This window comes from Pirellulaceae bacterium, from assembly GCA_029243025.1.
Classification (GTDB): Bacteria; Planctomycetota; Planctomycetia; order Pirellulales; family Pirellulaceae.
The window spans coordinates 44,096-62,327 of sequence record JAQWSU010000034.1 but is presented as its reverse complement, the minus strand read 5'-3'; the positions used below and the strand labels follow the sequence as shown (position 1 = coordinate 62,327).

The following is an 18,232-nucleotide window of genomic DNA, read 5'->3' as shown; positions in this document are numbered from 1 at the left end:
TCTGGTGGCGCCAGGTCGTGGCGCAGTCTCCAGAAGAGCATGCTTCCACGTCCGAGATTATTCGTTACGACTTGGGGTGGAATGCGATCAATGCGTTGCTCCGATCAGGACGTTCGCTAAGTGGGCATGAAAGAAACTGTTGCTTTCTAAACACGGGTGGAGTCAGGTTCGCGAATGTATCAGCGGCAACCGGACTCGATTTCATGGATGATGGTCGCGTGTTATCCCTGGCTGACTGGGACTATGACGGGGATGTTGATCTGTGGATCGCAAATCGTTCCGGCCCCCAGGTGCGTTATGTGCGGAACGAATTGGAAGGTGAACAGCATTATGTCGCCGTTAAGTTGGAGGGAGTCAATTGTAATCGCGATGCCATTGGCGCGCGGGTGGTTGTCATTGATGACTTGGGCAATAAACAATTGCAAACTCTGCGGGCTGGAGAGGGTTACTTGTCGCAATCCACAAAATGGATGCATTTTGGGTTGGGTGTCGCTCGTCAAATTGAAAAGCTAATCGTCTTTTGGCCTAATGGTCAGCGACAGGCTTTCGTCAACCTGGAACCGGATCGATTTTATCAAGTGGTGGAAGGACAGGAGTCCGTCGATGTCTGGCAGGTTCCGCAGGAGTTTCGTGAGTTAAAGCCCGCCGAATTCTCTGCGCCGCCGATCAGCGATAAGGCGCGTATCGTACTGCTGAATCCGATTCCGTTGCCAAGTTGGGAGGCGAAATCTTTGCAAGGTGAACCAGTCCCACTGACATCTCCCGGGGAGCGACCGCGACTTGTCAATTTGTGGGCCAGTTGGTGCCAACCTTGTTTGTCCGAACTAACCGAATGGAAGCGGCAAGCTGATCGTTTGAGTGACGCGGGCGTGGAGGTGATTACAATCAATGTGGATCAGGAAAACCACGCGGTAAACGGACCTCAGTCAAAAGTTGTTTCCTTGTTGACCGAAATGGATCTGCCGTTTCGAAACGGATGGGGTACGGAGCGGTTGGCAACGCAATTTGATGTTGTGCAGAGATCGTTGTTGAGTCGGCAGCGGCCTTTGCCAATGCCAAGTAGCTTTCTGATCGATCAACAAGGTCGTTTACGAGTGGTGTACAAGGGGCCGGTATCCGTCGATACGATCTTGTCCGATTCCGAGTTGCTTGACTCAACCAGGCAGCAGGTGCTCGCTGCAGCGATCCCCTTTCCTGGCCGTTGGTTACTGAGGCCATCTGGTTCTACACCGCTTAATATTGCGTTGAAACTGGTGGACGGCGATCGATCGGATGAGGCGCAGAAATACATCCAGGAATTAGTCCGTCATCGGCAGGAACAGCCCGAATATTTGTCTGCTGGATTACTCAACCTCCTCGGTGCAATTTCTCTGGATAAACGGGAGTTTCGTCAAGCGGCTGAGGCGTTTACGCTGGCCCTGGAACTTGAACCGGAAAATCGGCAAGCCCACATCGAATTAGGGGGAGTCCTGCTTGGTTTCAATAAGGGACAAGCTGCCGCACCCCATTTTGAGGTTGCTTTGGGAACGAATCCCAAAGATCCTGAATTGCGGTATAAGCTTGGCCTGGCACGCTTGCAAATGGGTGACTTGAGTAAAGCCGAGCAGGACATGCGACAAGTCCTTACATTGCGTGAGGATGCCCTCGCCCATTGGCAGTTGGGCGCGATTAATCTGGCCTTGGGTAAGATTGAAAATTCCATCAGGGCTTATGAAGAAGCGATCGCAATCCGACCCGAGCTAATGCGATCGGCCAACGATCTCGCATGGCTGCTCGCAACGATGGACGACGATGAATTGCGAAATGGTCAACGAGCCGTGCAAATCGCGGAACATGTATGTCAGCAATCGGATGATCCGACTGCGAATGAATTGGATACTCTGGCAGCAGCTTACGCGGAGGTCGGTCAGTTTATTAAGGCGGTTGAATTTGCGAGCCAAGCCGTACAATTGGCCGGGCAAAGCGGCGGCCCCGCACTTGTGAAACCCATTGAAGACCGCCTGCGGTTATATCGACAGAAAAAGGCGTATCGAAACTCGTTTAACTGAAAACACCCCGATGCGGCTCTGGCGCCGCCTGATGATGATTTGTGCTCACTGCAAACTTTGGTTGAGAGGTGAATTGATCCGCCTGTGCCTGATCATGATTGTGTTATGCGCCGGTTGCAAACCGGGCGATGACGGGCGAGAAACAGATAACAATCAAATCAATCCCGTCGAGGCAAGCGTCGAGGAAATACATCTAGAAGAGTTCAAGTTGATCGCAGAGCAGATAGCGGACTCAGAAAATGCCTATCTTGGAACTGGCCAGGTTCCTCGTCTTCAAGCTGCGTTGCAACAATCTGAGGTGCCGCATCAGGATCGGGTCAATTTATTGCTTCAGCTTTGCTGGAATCAATTGCGACTTGGATCGATCGACGACGCGGCGGACAGCATTCGCACCGCCTTCGAGCAGGTCAAAAAACACCAAGGCAAGTTGTCACCTTCCATGATTAAGTTACAAGCCTTGGTGTATTTGCGTGAGGCGGAATATCGAAATTGTGTCGAAAAACATAATCGAGAATGCTGTCTGTTTCCGTTGGCAGAGGGTGGAATTCACTCGGAACCCTCACCGATGCTCCATGCAAGAGAAACACTGCTTAAACTCTTGGCGATGACGCCTCGTGACTTGGAGGCAGCCTGGCTGTTGAATGTCTCCGCGATGGCGACGAACGAATACCCGAATGCGATTCCTGAACAGTACCGCCTACCCGCTGAGAGAATGCAATCCGAATATCAGATTGGACGCTTTGTCGACGTCGCCGGGAAGTTGGGGGTCGACACCTTTAATCTTTGCGGTGGAGCAATTACCGAAGATTTTAATGGCGATGGTGTGTTAGATGTCATGACATCGACTTATGACCCGGCTGGCAGTTTGACCTATTACGAAAGCGACGGTCGATCCGGCTATCGTGACGTGAGTCAACGATCGCAGGTGAACAAGCAGTTGGGGGGATTGAATTGTCTTGCCGCGGACTTCGACAACGATGGTGACATGGATGTGTTAGTGCTTCGCGGTGCATGGCTTGGTGATCAAGGGCAGATGAGGAACTCGTTGCTCGCGAATGACGGCAAAGGAAACTTTCGGGATGTTACGGCAATCGCCGGTCTGTCGGAAGTGGCTTATCCGACTCAGGCGGCGACTTGGCTCGATATGGACAACGACGGTGATTTGGATCTGTATGTGGGCAACGAATCACGTGTCGAAATCGAAAATGGTGCAGGTGATTTTCCATCTCAGCTATTTCGAAACAACGGCGATGGGACGTTTCTCGATATTGCATCCCAAGCAGGGGTCTGCAATGACCGTTATTGCAAAGGTGTTGCCTCGGCGGATTACGACAATGATGGTGACGTCGACCTGTATGTTTCGAATCGCGGCGTGAATCGACTTTATCGCAATAATGCTGACGGAACATTTACGGACGTCGCGGAACAAGCTTTGGTCAGTGATCCGCGCCAACAGAGTTTTGCTTGCTGGTTCTTTGACTATGACAATGATCAGTGGCTCGATCTGTTTGTCGCTGCTTACCAATCGACCAATGCGGATGTTGCCGCCGACTACTGGGGATTGCCTCATCGGGGCGTATCGCCTTGCTTGTATCGAAATTTACGAGATGGAACCTTTGAGGATGTGACCAAGGCGGTTGGTTTGGATCATGCCTATTTGCCAATGGGGGCGAATTTCGGTGACCTCGACAATGACGGGTTTCTTGATATTTATTTGACCACCGGGCGACCTGATTTCGCCGCATTGATGCCGAATGTCATGTTGCGAAATGACGGCGGGAAACGTTTTCAAGACGTCTCAATTGCTGGCGGTTTCGGCCATTTACAGAAGGGCCATGGCGTTGCCTTTGCCGATCTCGACAATGATGGAGATCAAGATATCTATCATCAATTAGGCGGCTTCTATCCAGGGGATCGTTTTCATAATGCACTGTTTCTCAATCCAGGAAACGAACACCACTTTTTGACGGTTTATCTGCGCGGTCGAAAAAGCAATTCTCGTGGCGTGGGAGCTCGTATCAGCGTTTATACGGATGGCCCGGGTGGCAAGCATTGTTTTCACCGTGCGGTTGGGGCGGTGAGTAGCTTCGGCGGATCGCCGATTCGGCAAGAAATTGGGTTGGGACACGCAGATCGAGTGGCTCAAGTGCGAATTCAATGGCCGGGTAGTCCCGGGGAGCAGATAATCGAAGGTCTACCAATCGATTCAACAGTAGAAATTACCGAAGGTCTCGAGGGCTTTCGCTTGAGACCGTTACCTGAGTTGAAGTTTCCCGCAACAAATTAGGTTAGACGAACGGGCTTTTCATGGTTAGTTGTAAGCTCCACGGCGTTCTTCCTCAAGTTTCTTGTTTGATGTTGGTCTGTTGTGCGCTGACCGGCTGTGACTCAACGAGCACCAGTCACAGTGAACCGTCGAGTCACAGGGAACAGCCGAGTCACAGGGAACAGCCGGGCAAGCCTCTTCCAATTCTGCCTGATTTTGAATGGAACGAATTGGAGGATGGCCTACGAGCGGCTCGGTTGCCGGTTCGGCTGTCCCGCGATCAGGAGAAACGGTTTGCTGCGTTGCCCGTCAGCGAGACGGGGTTAGATTTCGCGCACAATTGGAAGCCCGGTCCAGATTATCAGTTGAAAATCTATAATTCGCTGCCCGGTGGTGGGATAGGTCTTGGCGACTGCGACGGAGACCTGTTGCCGGATGTGTATTTGACCCAGCCGAATGTGGGCAGCCGACTCTATCGTAATCTTGGGTCATTTCGGTTTGAGGATATCACGGAACAGGCCGGTTTGTCAGGCCTTCCGCAAGCGCAGGGTGCCACCTTTATAGACATTGACAGCGATGGGGATTTGGATCTCTACGTCTGCAATAGTGAGCAACCCAATGCGTTATTCATCAATGATGGGGCCGGTCATTTCGAGGATCGGGCGAGAGAAGCCGGTCTCGACTTTCAAGGTGCCAGCGTGATGGCAGCTTTTGCGGATTACGATCGCGATGGTGATTTAGATGTTTATTTGGTGACCAATCGCGTTGAACCGACCGAACCGCCGGCGGCTCCTCAAATACGTCCGGACGGAAGTTATTTCATTCCTGAGGGGGATCGTGAGTTTGTTGACGTGATTGTCGATTCCGAAGGTGGGCGGCGAATCGTCAAGGCAGCGCAATACGATCACCTCTATCGAAACGAAGGGGATGGAACGTTTACCGATGTGAGTCGCGATGCGGGACTCGTGGGCCCCTATTGGGGATTGTCCGCTAATTGGTGGGATTTCAACCAGGACGGTCACCTGGATCTTTATGTGTCGAATGATTTTTACAGTCCGGACCAACTCTATCAAAACAATGGTGATGGCACGTTCACCGATGTGGCTCCAAAGGCTTTACCACACACGCCCTGGTATTCAATGGGGTCGGATGTGGCCGATATCAACAATGATGGATGGTTTGATCTGATGGGATCTGATATGTCGGGGACCAGTCATTACAAGCAGAAGGCCTCGATGGGGGACATGTCAACCACAAGTTGGTTTTTGACTCATCCAACTCCCCGACAGTACATGCGAAACGCGCTCTATTTAAACACAGGTACTGATCGTTTCATGGAAATCGCCCAATTGGCTGGTGTCGCAAATACGGATTGGACCTGGTCTCTTAAGTTCGCCGACCTGGACGAAGACGGCTGGGTCGATCTATTTGTCACGAATGGAATGAACAGGGATTGGACCAACAGTGATTTGCGTAATCTTTCTAATCAAGCCAAAACCGAGGCGGAAAAAATTCAAGTCTGGCTTGATTCGCCCCAAAGACGAGATCCGAATTTGGCCTTTCGGAATACGGGGGATCTGCGGTTCGAAGATATGAAAGGGCAGTGGGGTCTGGGCGAGGCACGAGTCAGCTACGGCGCCGCCTTAGGCGATCTGGATTGCGACGGCGATCTCGATGTGATTGTTAACAATGCCGAGGAAGCTCCGGCGGTCTATCGAAATCAAACATCCGATAGCCACCGAATTACCTTGCGGTTACAGGGCGAAACGGATAACCGATTTGGATTGGGTGCCACCGTAGGTATTAAGACGTCCGATGGGATGCAATGGCGCCAGCTCTCCAATTGCCAGGGCTTTATGGCTTCCAATCAACCGCTGGTCCATTTTGGTGTTGGCGAATGCGAACGCGTGGAAGAACTCGAAGTGATTTGGCCAAACGGGCACCGTCAAATCTACGGTGATTTGCCGGTCGACCAATTTTACATCGTCACGGAAACCTCAACAAAATCTTTGGGTAGAAAGCCTTCGGTGTCCAAGCAGGAGGCACTGTTTCAATCGGTTCCGTTACTTGCCCACGTCCAGCACGAAGAGACGCCATTCAATGATTATGCTCGACAGCCGCTGCTGCCGAATCAACTCTCTCAGTTGGGCCCGGGGATGGCGTGGGCGGATGTCGATGCGGACGGAGATGATGATCTTTTCGTCGCAGGAGCGTCGGGGCAAGCCGGTCGACTCTTGATCAATGATGGGCAGGGAGGTTTCCTGGAAAAATCGGCGGGGCCCTGGAGTAAAGAAGCATCGGTCGAGGATATGGCCCCCCTCTTTTTCGATTCTGATGGTGACAACGATTTGGACCTCTACATCGTCAGCGGCGGAGTTGAATGCGAGCCCGGTGACGAAATCTTGCATGACCGACTCTATCTAAATGATGGTCAAGGAGGATTTGAACGAGCGCCCCGAGAGACGCTGCCTGCTATGAAGACCAGCGGTAGCGTTGTAGCTGCTGCGGATTTCGATCGTGATGGAGATCTGGATTTGTTTGTGGGTGGGCGCGTGGTCCCAGGAAAGTATCCGCTTTCGCCTCGAAGCTATTTGCTGCAAAACAATGGGGGGAAATTTCTTGATGTGACTGCCGATTTAGCACCGGGTTTGGTGCGCCCTGGCCTCGTTACGAGTGCCCTGTGGTCAGACAGTGACGGCGATCAATGGATCGATTTGATTGTCACCACCGAGTGGGGGCCCGTTATGCGATTTGGCAATCAGAAAGGACGACTCGAGCAAACGCAGCGTGCGTTCCAGGGCACGTCTGGCTGGTTCAATAGTGTGATCCCCCATGACTTCGACAATGATGGGGATCTCGATTACGCGGTGGGGAATCAAGGCTGGAATACAAAATATCATGCCAGTGCCGAACAGCCTGCCTTGTTGTATTACGGTGATTTTGAACAATCGGGACAATTTCATTTGGTCGAAGCTGAATTCGAAGATGAAACGCTCTTTCCGGTCCGAGGGAAGAGTTGCTCAACCAATGCAATGCCGTTTTTAGGTGATAAATTTACTCGATTTCATGACTTTGCCATCGCTTCACTTGACGAAATCTATACGGAATCGAAACTGACGTCGGCACATCGATACGAAGCCACGTTACTGAGCAGTGGGGTGTGGTTGAATCAAGGAAATGACAATTTTGAATTTGTTCCGCTGCCCGTCATGGCCCAGGTAGCGCCAATTTTTGGACTTTCTGTTTGTGACGCGAATGGCGACGCCTTCGCAGATCTTGTTGTGGCACAAAACTTTTTTGGACCACAGGCTGAGACGGGACGTGCGGATGGAGGAGTGAGCTTGCTTCTGATCGGTCAAGGTAATGGACGGTTTGTCCCACTGCCTGCCCATCAAAGTGGTATTGTAGTGCCTGGAGATGCGACTTCGTTATGTCGCGTGGATATGAATGGTGATGCTTGCCCAGAATTATGTATTGCGACCAATGATGGACCCGTTTATGTCTTTCATCGCGTTGCACCAGAACAACAGAAGTGGACTGCTGTGCGGCTGCTTGGTTCGGCAGGTAATCCGAGGGCGATTGGGGCCAAGGTGATCGCACACTATAGCCAAGGCCCAGTTGTTACCAATGAACTTTCCGCTGGTGGTGGCTACCTTTCTCAATCACCGCCCACGCTGTTTTTTACCTCTGACTCCCAACGTCGTTTGGAGCAGATTGTGGTACGTTGGCCAGATGGAACGACGACCACCACACCGATGACCGAATCGGACCGTTCGATCAAAATCGAACAAAATCAAAGTTCACAGACGAATTCTGATGCCGCCAGCGAATAAGTTAAAGCTGGTTTCGGTAGAACATTTACGGGTCTGATTCTCCTCAGCGGTAACCGCTGTTTGTAAATGGTGCGAGGGGTGCTCTCCGCCGGTTCAGTGGTCGGTTGTGTCCTGGGCGGAATCTTTCCGCTTTACCCCTTCGGTGATCTGGAGCAATGTGAGGGTGAGGATAGATGGACCGATCGTTGATTTGATTGTTGTGCTCCCTGTAGCTAATTGCAGATAAGACTGCATCACGTGGACATTCTTGTTAGAATTCGCCGAATTGAAGATGTCATGATCAATGGGATGAATGCCATGAAAAGCTGTCGGCTGTTGTTTTTGTTAATGTTCGTCGCCCAGGGTGGCACGGCTGCCGAGTTGTATGTTGATCCTGCGGGAGCGGATGGGAATCCCGGCACGCTCGGTCAACCGTTAGCGACTCTGCATCGGGCTCGGGACGTCGCACGTACGATTCGAGATCAGTCGGTTGATATTTATCTGCGCGGCGGTACGCATTATTTGGGTGACACGCTGAAGTTGGAATCCATCGACTCTGGGACGGAGCAGCGACCCGTCAAGTGGCAGCCGTATCCCGGAGAAAGCCCGGTGCTCAGTGGTGGAAGTCAGTTGCAGCTGAGTTGGAAGCCGTTCGATGGTCAGATTCTGCAAGTGGCCGTTCCACCCGACTTCAACACCGATCAACTCTTTGTTAATGGACAGCGCTTGCCGATGGCACGCTATCCGAACTTTGACTCTACGGCCCAGTATTTCAATGGAGTAGCAGCGGATTGCATTAGCCCAACACGTGCGGGTCGTTGGGGGGACCCGACCGGTGGGTTTTTTCATGCGATGCACAATAGCCATTGGGGTGACATGCATTATCGGATCACGGGATCTGATTCAGAAGGTGGGATTCGCTATGAGGGAGGGTGGCAGAACAACCGCAAGTCGATGCCTCATGCTGAGCATCGGTTCGTTGAGAATATTTTCGAAGAACTCGATGCACCTGGGGAATGGTTTCACGATAGTAAGTTGCATCGACTGTATTTATTTCCTCCCTTGGGAGTCGACATGCGGAAAGCGCACGTCGAGGCGGTGCAGCTTGAACAGTTAATTGTGTTTCGTGGTGATCAAAAAACACCCGTACACCACATCACACTACATGGACTGACATTGACTCACACAGCTCGCACGTTTATGAAAAACCGCGAACCCTTGCTTCGCAGCGATTGGACCACATGGCGAGGTGGAGCCGTGATGTTTGATGGCGCCGAGGATTGTGACGTGGTTGGATGCACGATCCAGCAAGTGGGAAGTAACGGTATTTTTGTGAATGGATACAATCGCCGCATTAAAATTTCGCAAACCCAAGTACGGGAAGCAGGCGCGAGTTCGATTTCCTTTGTTGGGAATCCGCAGGCGCTGCGCTCGCCTCTTTATAATTATCATCAGAAAAATAAACTTCACCAAATGGATCGGAAAGCCGGTCCGAAAACAGATGATTATCCCCGCGACTGCACGGTTGTCGACTGCCTGCTGACGCGAAATGGTCGCTTTGAAAAACAAACAGCAGGCGTTAATCTCTGCATGGCCGCTGGAATCACGGTGCAGCATTGCAGTATTTATGATGTTCCCAGAGCTGGGATCAATATTTGTGATGGGGCGTTCGGCGGACATCTTATCGAGTATTGTGACGTGTTTGATACCGTGAAGGAGACAGGTGATCATGGCTCGTTCAACTCTTGGGGACGCGATCGGTTCTGGCACCCGCAACGAGAAGAAACTGAAAAGTGGTTGGCGCAGTTTCCGGAAATGTATCGATGGGATGCAGTGGAAACAACCGTGTTGCGAAACAATCGATGGCGCTGTGATCGAGGCTGGGACATCGATCTGGATGATGGGTCGAGTAATTATCACATTTACAATAATCTTTGTTTAAGTGGCGGTATAAAACTGCGGGAAGGTTATGAGCGCATTGTGGAAAACAATGTGTTGGTGAACAACACGTTCCATCCACACGTCTGGTACCGATCGAACGGCACAAGCTTCCGAAACAACATTGTGTTTGCTCCCTATGCACCCGCGGGTATGAAAGTCGGCAACTACGGGTCTCAGATCGACGGGAACTTTTTTCACCAAGATGAAGCTGAGTTGCGACCAGCGGAAGAATTACAACGGTTGACGCAGGCCGACCTGCGGTCCAAGGTAGGTGACGCGCTTTTTGTGAAGCCGGCGGTGGCCGATTATCGCGTCAAAAAAGAATCACCGGCGCGGCAGGGGGGCTTTGCGAATTTTGAGATGAGTGGGTTTGGGGTGCAGTCCGAACGGTTACGGGCAATCGTCAGAACTCCTGTCTTGCCTGGATCACCCGAGGAGCTAGAGATCATCAACGAGGGCTGGGGACAATCGAAGGTGCTTTCGCCCCATAAACGCAGTATGAAAACTCGATGGCAGGGTGCGCTCGTCAAGAATGTACAAACGGAAGGCGAAAAATCTGCTGCGGGTCTCGCTGAGGTACGAGGCGTAATGGTTTTAGAAGTTGCGGCCGGTAGTTTTGCCCAACAGATAGGATTGGAACCAGGCGACGTTGTGTTGAAGGTTGGTCAACCTGTCGCGGATGTCAGGCTGTTCTTGGCGGCAGTCGAGAGGGGTCTTGACGGAAGTGTGACGGTTTGGCGGAATCAGCGAGTGCAAACGTTAGAGATTAAGTAGCTGCGACCCGTGTGTTATCGGTAACAAATTGGCGGTCGAGCCAATGGCAACTCTGCTGGCAGACATACGCCCTTTCTCGCTATAATCACCGGTCCGTTCGTGGATTTGATTGGCGTGGCTCGGAGAGATTGGCATGTTTCAACGTATTCAATATGGCTGGGCGCTAGCGATGGAAAGTTGGCGCGTCTTAAAACAGGACAAGGAATTGGTTCTTTTCCCGGTCTTAAGTGGAATTGCGTGCCTCTGTGTGATGGGAAGTTTTGCAGTTCCGCTTTGGGCGACGGGGATACTCGGCGAATTGAAGGCTGACGATCCGAACAAAATGTCAACCGCCCAGCAAATGCTTGGTGGCATCGTGTTGTTTGCCTATTACTTCATTAATTATTTTGTGATCATCTTTTTCAATACAGCGCTTATTTCGAGTGCAATTACGCGGTTTCGTGGTGGAGATCCCACAATTCGCCAAGGGATTTCGGCCGCAGTGGCCCGCCTGCCGCAGATCGTTGGTTGGGCCCTGGTCTCAGCAACCGTCGGTTTGATTCTCAAAGTGATTGAATCTCAATCAGAACGACTCGGTACCATCATTGCCAGTCTCGTTGGCATGGCCTGGTCGGCGATGACCTATTTTGTCGTTCCGATTATCGTTGTCGAGCGAGCGGGGCCTATTGCGGCTGCCCAACGGTCCTTACGACTTGGGGGGAATCGTTAGTCGCGAACGTCGGGATCGGCTTGTTTGTCTTGCTGGCGTCTCTGGTGGGTGTCATTCCAATGGTCTTGGGTGTGGTGGCGTTCGGAGCACAACAATTCATCGTTGGTGGGATTGCGATTGGCTTGGGAGTTTTGTGGATTCTTGCTGTTTCGCTGGTTTCCTCTGCCATGAACGCGGTTGTAATCGGTGCTCTGTATTTGTATGCATCGGAAGGAACGGTGCCTGAACAATTTGACGCTAACTTGTTGGAAAATGCTTTTCGCCATCGTAAGGTGCGGAAAGGGTTTTGGTTTTGAAAACTTCGTTGATTTGCAGATCGCCTCCTGCGGCAAATCAAGGATCTGCGAAGAGTGACGGCATCGGAACGACGTGACTGTTTCCAGACGAGCTGTGCTCTCGATCGCAAAAGTCAGGGCAGGATGCAAATTCAGGGATCGGGAAAGCCTACAGGCGATAGGAATACGAATTAGGTGAGATGAAAGATCGTAGAATTGCCGGTAATGCTTTCAGCATTGACCAGCCTGACAGGTAAACCTCAGAATGGAAGAGATATGGCTGACGCTTTTGAACATATCCGAGTAGACGAGCAGGCTGGTGTGTTGCTGCTGACCGTCCTGTTGGAACGAGTGACGGAATACGATCTGGCTCGTTCAATGGAACAAGAATTGATGGATGCCGTCAAGCAGAGAGCGGCCATCAAGGTGATTGTCGATTTAGGCAAGGTTGAAATGATGTCCAGCGTCGGCTACCTACCTTATGTTGGTTTGCGGGCTCATGTGAAGGATGCTGGCGGAAGACTTGTCCTCTGTAATCTTTCTCAGGTGATACGAGAGATGTTTGATATGGCCCGATTGCTGATCAATCGAAACTCCCCGAAGGCGCCATTCGAATATGCCGATTCGGTCGACGAGGCTTTGCAGATGCTAACCCAAGACTGACATTCGTTAGGAGCAATCGCCTAGGAATTGTGGTGCGGTTGAGCGTTGGTTTTCGATGGGGTTTTACCCTAGACTTCGTCCAGCGGTTTGGTGGCATCGCCGAACGAGTCGAGGTGAACTTCCATCTTGTCCATCATGCTGAGATAGAGTCGGCACATCTGCCGGTCTGATTTACCGGTGTAATCCAGATTGCGGCCTCCCTGGATACGGCCTCCGCCACCTCCTAACATCACAACGGGTAACTGCGTCGCGTCGTGGTGGCCATTGAGCATGCTTGAGCAAAGCATCAGCATCGAATTGTCGAGTGCGGTCCGCTCACCTTCCTGGATCTCGTCGAGGCGTCTCGCGATGTACGCGAGTTGCTCCAGGAAGAATTGGTTGACCTTCAGCCAGTCATCCGTATCGTTGTGAGAAAGCAGGTGGTGGATCATGTAGTCAACGCCCAGATGGGGAAAGCGAAGAGTTCCATGATCGTTATTCAGTTTGAGTGTGCAAACCCGAGTGGTGTCCGTTTGGAAGGCGAGGACCAGGATGTCACTCATGAGCCGCATGTGTTCGACGATATTCTGGGGATAACCGTCTTGGGGCCGATCCATATTGGGTTCCGTCATGGTGGGTCGCCAGCCTTGAAGTTCGCCTCGCGTCCCGGCCCGTTCAATTCGTTGTTCGACTTCGCGAACCGATTGCAGGTATTCATCCAGTTTTCGCTGGTCGGGACGGCTAATGTCACGGCGGAAATCACGTGCGTCGTTGAGGACTGCATCGAGCACACTTTGGTCACCCCGTTGTGTGCTGTCTTTGAACATTTGGTCAAAAGCGAGTGCGGGGAACACTTCGAGTGGAGTTGGGGTTGTTGGACTGCTCCAGGAAATGTGGGAGCTGTACAGCATGGAATAGTTTTTGTGGACAGACGGATTGGCTTTTTCGCAGCCAAGTACCAGACTGGGAAGTTTGGTCTGGCCGGCAAGGCTCCTGGCGACGACCTGATCGACACTCGTGCCGGAATGAATGGTTCCGCCACTTGCCAGGGGCGCGCCTGATAACAGGTTTCCGGTTTGAGAGCTGTGGATGTTCCCCTTCAATGCCTCCGCATTGTACAGTCCGCGAATGAAAGTCATGCGATCTCGAAATTCGTCGAGTGGCTTCAACACCTTCCCCAATTCCATTGAGGCGCCCTCTCCTTTCGCCCACCACTCGCGATTGTGAAAGCCACAGCCGGAAAATAAAATGGCCATCCGTGTCGGGGCCTGATCGGAATCGCGGCGCCCCGTGGTGCTGTCTCCCCAGGCACGGATCGATTCGAGCCACGGTAACGCAATGCTGACACCCAATCCACGTAATACGGTGCGGCGTGATAAATGAAGAGCAGCCATCGTTTGTCTCCCAAAGCGGAGGGCGAGTTATTACGGTACAGATTAGATGGTCGAGCTAGGGTGCGACGAATTCACGCCCCCGAATTTTTCGGAATTGGGGGGAAGTTACGATCAGTTCGACTGCCGTTGAAAAACGGCAGTCATTGGTTTCTAGTTGACGGTTGATTGTTGCGAGTAACGGCTCATCCGAAAGACGAACCGAACGGCCTAACGCGTATCCAAGTAGTTTCCGACAGAATTGGTCGACTACCGCTCCTCGTCGTTGCTTGAGTAGGTATTGTCTGAGGGCATCAACGTTTTCAATAGAAGTTTCATCGGCCAATTTCGTGGTGGTGTTAACTCGTTGAGGACGCAAACGTCCAATCGTATCGAATTGTTCGAGGGCGAAGCCATAGGGATCGATTTTCTGGTGGCATTTTGCACAGGCGGCTTCGGAACTGTGTCGCTCGATCATTTGTCGGGCGGTCAGATTTGGCGGTAGTTTCTCTGGGATTTGGGGCACATTTGGTGGAGGACGCGGTAAACGTTCACCGAGAAGCGTTTCGAAAATCCAATTGCCACGCAGAATGGGGCTGGTTCGAGAGACGCTCGATTGGCTCGCCAGGAAAGTTCCCATTCCCAGGATTCCACCGCGTTCGAATTGACGCAGTCCGTCGACCCGTTGCCATTCCTCTCCGTCTACGTTGGGGATGCCGTAATGTTGTGCTAATTCCGCATTTAAAAACGTATGGTCCGCATCGAGCAGGTCAAGGATTGAGCCATTGTTACGAAACATGTCTTCAAAGAATCGAACAGTTTCCTCGTACATCGCTGATTTTAGTTTCGAAAACTGCGGATAGAGTATTTCATTTTTTTCGATGTTGAGGTCAAAGTCTCGCACGTGAAGCCATTGGCAGGCAAAGTGGATCGCCAGTCGACGAGTACGTGGGTCCTGCAACATGCGGCGAGTTTCCCCTACTAAGACCGTATCCTCTGTTAACCGATTTGCGGAAGCTGTTTGCAGCAGCGCTGAATCGGGAAGGGACGACCAGAGGAAATAACTCAGTCGGTTGGCAAGCTGTTCGTTTGAAACGGGACTGGGCTCGTGTCCAGCGTTTGGTGACTCTTGATGATAGAGAAAAGCCGGAGACGTCAGAATGCGAACCAACGTGAGACGTATGGCCTCAGGATGATTGAATTGTTCGTTACGTAGCGTTCGGTAGAAGTCGCGAAGCTGCTGTCGTTCTTTTTGCGAGAGGGGGCGCCGCCAAGCTTGGTTCGCCAATTCAATGACGGATTCGAGATGAACGGGCTCGGTCGCTACAAGTTGTTGTTCGAAAGCTTCAACACGTTCGCGGATTTTCTGCGCGGTGGGGCGAAATGCTTTCACTAAATCTGGCCGATCTTGCGTGGCGAATTCCGAAATCTGTTCGAACGCCACGGCCAACTGGAAGGGTTCTTGACTGACGAATAATAATTGGTTCCAAAGTCGGTCGAGAGTTGCCGCTTCCTGGTCCTTCAGTATCAAGGTTTTCAACGGGGTATCTTCCCGGTGGAATAAGGCAAGTGTAACGACCTCGTCCACAGGAACAATTCTTGCATAGCACAAGGCAGCCGGGAAGAGTTCGCGGAAATGTGCGTATCCCTTTTGAATTCGTTTGTGGGTGTCGCTTCCTTCGGTCAAGATCAAGGAAACATCAGGCCATGCGTCGATACTGCCGGGCTTTTCCTGCGTTACTTTGACTTGAACGCTGCCCTCCCGGCCGTGTGTTGGATCAAGTACAACTTCGGTCACCAAGTTTCGGTTCTTGGCAAGCTGGGCCGGAACGCGGAATTCGGTGATGCTTGGGGCTTTCACGACCAAGTCGGAGGGACTCATGGATTCACTGGCAGGCGGATGGCCAAAACGTGCATCGGTTGAGCCTGAGCTGGCAACTTTGGGATGGTCCATCGGAATAGGAAAGCTTTGCAATTGTCGATACAGCCTGGCGTTGGGGCTGTCGGCTTCAACCGGGGGAGCACCGAGGGCCAACTTGCGAATCTTACTTGCCAGCTGGGTTTGTTGTGTAGGCGTCAATGCGTTTTGCCACTGGCTTAGTAATGATTTGTCTGGAACTACCGCGGTGGTGGGAATTGCGCTGAAGTGTTCTTCGACGGGACCTTGGAAAAAATGCCAGACGGCTTCGTGTCCATAGTTGTCGTTGCGAGGATTGCTTTCTGTGAGATTGGCTGACACGTCTGCGGCTAGGTTCCAAACTCGTTTTTGGCCGGTCGGTTCTCGGATAATCAGATTGAACTGTGTTAGGTCGTAGCCGTGGTTCCCTTCGTGGGGGCCGACGAGGAATGAAATTAGTTCCCCCTTTCGAATTCGCAAGGTGTGTGGGACCATTTTGCCCGATCCGCCTTCCGGTAAAATGGCTTTCCAGAGCAAACCGGAGAAGGCACTGGTGCGATGTTGCACCGCTACTTCGATACCGTTACCGGCAGCGTTGTGAGCGTCATTTGCGATGGCCTCGATTGTTAGATGGGCGTCGATAGGGCTCTGCCAGCCAACGGCGGCAAAATTGGTTGGTGATGGATGGGCCAGCATGGCATGCGGCTTGGCGTCACCTGGGATTTTCACCGCTTGATCCGAGGAATTCGCGACGATCGAGGGCGTCGCGTTCGAACCCCATCCATTGATGAAGTCGTAGTTTGCTACAGAGAGCGTTTGCTCGGTAAAGTGACCTTGTACGGTGACAGGTCCACCTCCCGCGCGCAGGTAATCGAGCCAGTTGTTGAGCAAGAGTGGGTCAATTCGGAAAGCTTGTGCAGCTGTGTTCGCGGTACTTTTCTCTAAAATAATCTGGGTGACTGCGGCGAGATAGAAGTCTATCTTTCCCAGCATGGCTTGCCGAGTATCATGAATTCTTTGCTCGGCACCCTGGAGATCGGAAAGCGCTAGGGTCGGTTGACCTTCGGCGACCAAGCGTGGTTTCTTCCAAACGACGACGTCTTCCGCGACTCCATCACCCGCATGTCCGGTAATCAAATAAAAGGTAACGTGGTCGCGATCCCCCACGTCAGGTAATTGCCAGTTGACGATCTGTTTGAATGTTATGGGGGTGCGGGGCTCCATCCATGAGGATGGACCATCTTCGCGGCCGAAATGCCCGATGGCGTTGAAAGACCAAAGTGCTTGTTGCCAAGCCGTAATCCGGGCGAGCAGTAGTTCGGGGCTTTGGGTAGCTTTCCACTGTTGTTGTAAGTTGTACATGAGTGGATCTTCTCGCTGGTCGATCTCACTCTGCAGTTTGTCCCAAAGCAGGCCTAGATATTTATCGCTTAGATCACGCTCTGACGCGATTTGTTTGATCGAAGTGGATCCACTTGTCAGAGCATCCCGTTCCTCCAGGGTGGCCGACAGATAGCGACTTAACGGAAGTCGCCCGCCCTGGTTTGTCGCAAATTTAATGCCATGGAGGTCGACCTGTGAGCCTCCTTCGTGATCCGTATACTTGCGATAAAACGATTGAATCTGTCCGATCAAATGATCGGTGCGGTCTCGCCTGGATTGGTGCGGTGAAAAGGCAATTCCATCTGGTAACAGTACGAGGTGATTGGTAATTTCTTTGGCGCTCGCTAAATACTTTTGTAGCATCGAGGGTGACATCGACAACGAAATTCCCGTGTTTGTAAAGCCTTCCCCAGCGGCGCCATCGACCGGGAACTCGCGAGTGGGAGACAGAGCGTTCAAGCCCGTGATATCGCGAATCGTGTAGGTGTATTCGGCATTGTTAAGGCGCCGAAGGACTACTGGGCCCGGGTCTCCGGCGTTCGCAAAAGCCTCTGCCTGAAGATAAGTGTTGACCCAAAGCTGCAGTTGTTTGCGTTGCTCGGGTGGTAAGGGTTCGCTGTCAGCGGGCGGCATCTCACCGTTGGAAAGCATGGTGCGGACCCGTTGCCAAACGGAAGCATCTTCGCGAATCGCGTCTAACGTTGTGAATCGTTGGAGATCGAGTTCGCCTTCCTTGGCCTCGGTGGAGTGGCAGTCGTTGCAGTAGGTCGAGAGCAATGGCCGAATGGTAGCCTGGTAGCTTTGCTGCAACGCTTGAAATTCGGCGCTCGGATCGGCTTGTGCAGTTGATGCGAGCAGAATTGCGCTGATTACGATCGGCAGGGCAAACCTAATGAATTTCATTGTGTCACCGAGCGAGAAATCATTGTGTCACCGAGCGAGAAAAAAGAGGGATGAATTGGCGCATATTCTAGCAGAAATGTTGGGGCGACGCCAAAATTTGTCGATCCAGTTGGCAAGTTGGCTCCTGCAATGGCAAGACCGGCGGTGCATCGCTAGGATGACGTTTTCGCGATCATGCGGAGTTGCCCGCATGGCGACGGGTGAGCATCCAT

Annotated in this window: 9 protein-coding genes; 7 read left to right on the top strand and 2 right to left on the bottom strand. The window is 52.1% G+C overall.

Annotated elements, in window-relative coordinates:
* Positions 1–17: 17 nt before the first annotated feature.
* From P8N76_16465 to P8N76_16435, 7 genes are all read left to right on the top strand, one after another.
* A complete protein-coding gene (locus P8N76_16465) occupies positions 18–2,048 on the top strand; it encodes an ASPIC/UnbV domain-containing protein (GenBank protein MDG2383265.1) in 2,031 nt (676 codons plus the stop codon).
* A gap of 31 nt (positions 2,049–2,079) precedes the next feature.
* On the top strand, positions 2,080–4,335 hold the full coding sequence (locus P8N76_16460; protein ID MDG2383264.1) for a CRTAC1 family protein: 2,256 nt from the start codon (positions 2,080–2,082) through the stop codon (positions 4,333–4,335).
* 20 nt (positions 4,336–4,355) lie between these two features.
* On the top strand, positions 4,356–8,147 hold the full coding sequence (locus P8N76_16455; GenBank protein ID MDG2383263.1) for an FG-GAP-like repeat-containing protein: 3,792 nt from the start codon (positions 4,356–4,358) through the stop codon (positions 8,145–8,147).
* Positions 8,148–8,444: 297 nt separating this feature from the next.
* The gene (locus P8N76_16450) at positions 8,445–10,841 is read left to right on the top strand and encodes a PDZ domain-containing protein (GenBank protein ID MDG2383262.1); all 2,397 of its coding nucleotides are present in this window, start codon (positions 8,445–8,447) and stop codon (positions 10,839–10,841) included.
* A 133-nt stretch (positions 10,842–10,974) separates the two neighbouring features.
* On the top strand, positions 10,975–11,550 hold the full coding sequence (locus P8N76_16445; protein ID MDG2383261.1) for a DUF6159 family protein: 576 nt from the start codon (positions 10,975–10,977) through the stop codon (positions 11,548–11,550).
* 20 nt (positions 11,551–11,570) lie between these two features.
* The gene (locus P8N76_16440; GenBank protein ID MDG2383260.1) at positions 11,571–11,846 is read left to right on the top strand and encodes a hypothetical protein; all 276 of its coding nucleotides are present in this window, start codon (positions 11,571–11,573) and stop codon (positions 11,844–11,846) included.
* A gap of 255 nt (positions 11,847–12,101) precedes the next feature.
* Positions 12,102–12,488 carry an STAS domain-containing protein gene (locus P8N76_16435; GenBank protein MDG2383259.1) on the top strand — a complete coding sequence of 129 codons (387 nt, stop codon included), beginning with the start codon at positions 12,102–12,104 and terminating at the stop codon, positions 12,486–12,488.
* 68 nt (positions 12,489–12,556) lie between these two features.
* Here the strand turns inward: P8N76_16435 and P8N76_16430 are convergent, their stop codons facing one another.
* A complete protein-coding gene (locus P8N76_16430; protein ID MDG2383258.1) occupies positions 12,557–13,861 on the bottom strand; it encodes a DUF1552 domain-containing protein in 1,305 nt (434 codons plus the stop codon).
* Between the two features lie 55 nt (positions 13,862–13,916).
* Positions 13,917–18,020 (bottom strand): DUF1592 domain-containing protein, encoded by a 4,104-nt coding sequence (locus P8N76_16425; GenBank protein ID MDG2383257.1) that lies wholly within the window; start codon positions 18,018–18,020, stop codon positions 13,917–13,919.
* Positions 18,021–18,232 lie beyond the last annotated feature (212 nt).

Bases quoted from the DNA above. Each gene is read 5' to 3' on its own strand.
- P8N76_16460 (MDG2383264.1), top strand. From the start codon at position 2,080: ATGATGATTTGTGCTCACTGCAAACTTTGGTTGAGAGGTGAATTGATC.
- P8N76_16455 (MDG2383263.1), top strand. From the start codon at position 4,356: ATGGTTAGTTGTAAGCTCCACGGCGTTCTTCCTCAAGTTTCTTGTTTG.
- P8N76_16450 (MDG2383262.1), top strand. From the start codon at position 8,445: ATGAAAAGCTGTCGGCTGTTGTTTTTGTTAATGTTCGTCGCCCAGGGT.
- P8N76_16445 (MDG2383261.1), top strand. From the start codon at position 10,975: ATGTTTCAACGTATTCAATATGGCTGGGCGCTAGCGATGGAAAGTTGG.
- P8N76_16435 (MDG2383259.1), top strand. From the start codon at position 12,102: ATGGCTGACGCTTTTGAACATATCCGAGTAGACGAGCAGGCTGGTGTG.
- P8N76_16430 (MDG2383258.1), bottom strand. From the start codon at position 13,861: ATGGCTGCTCTTCATTTATCACGCCGCACCGTATTACGTGGATTGGGT.
- P8N76_16425 (MDG2383257.1), bottom strand. From the start codon at position 18,020: ATGAAATTCATTAGGTTTGCCCTGCCGATCGTAATCAGCGCAATTCTG.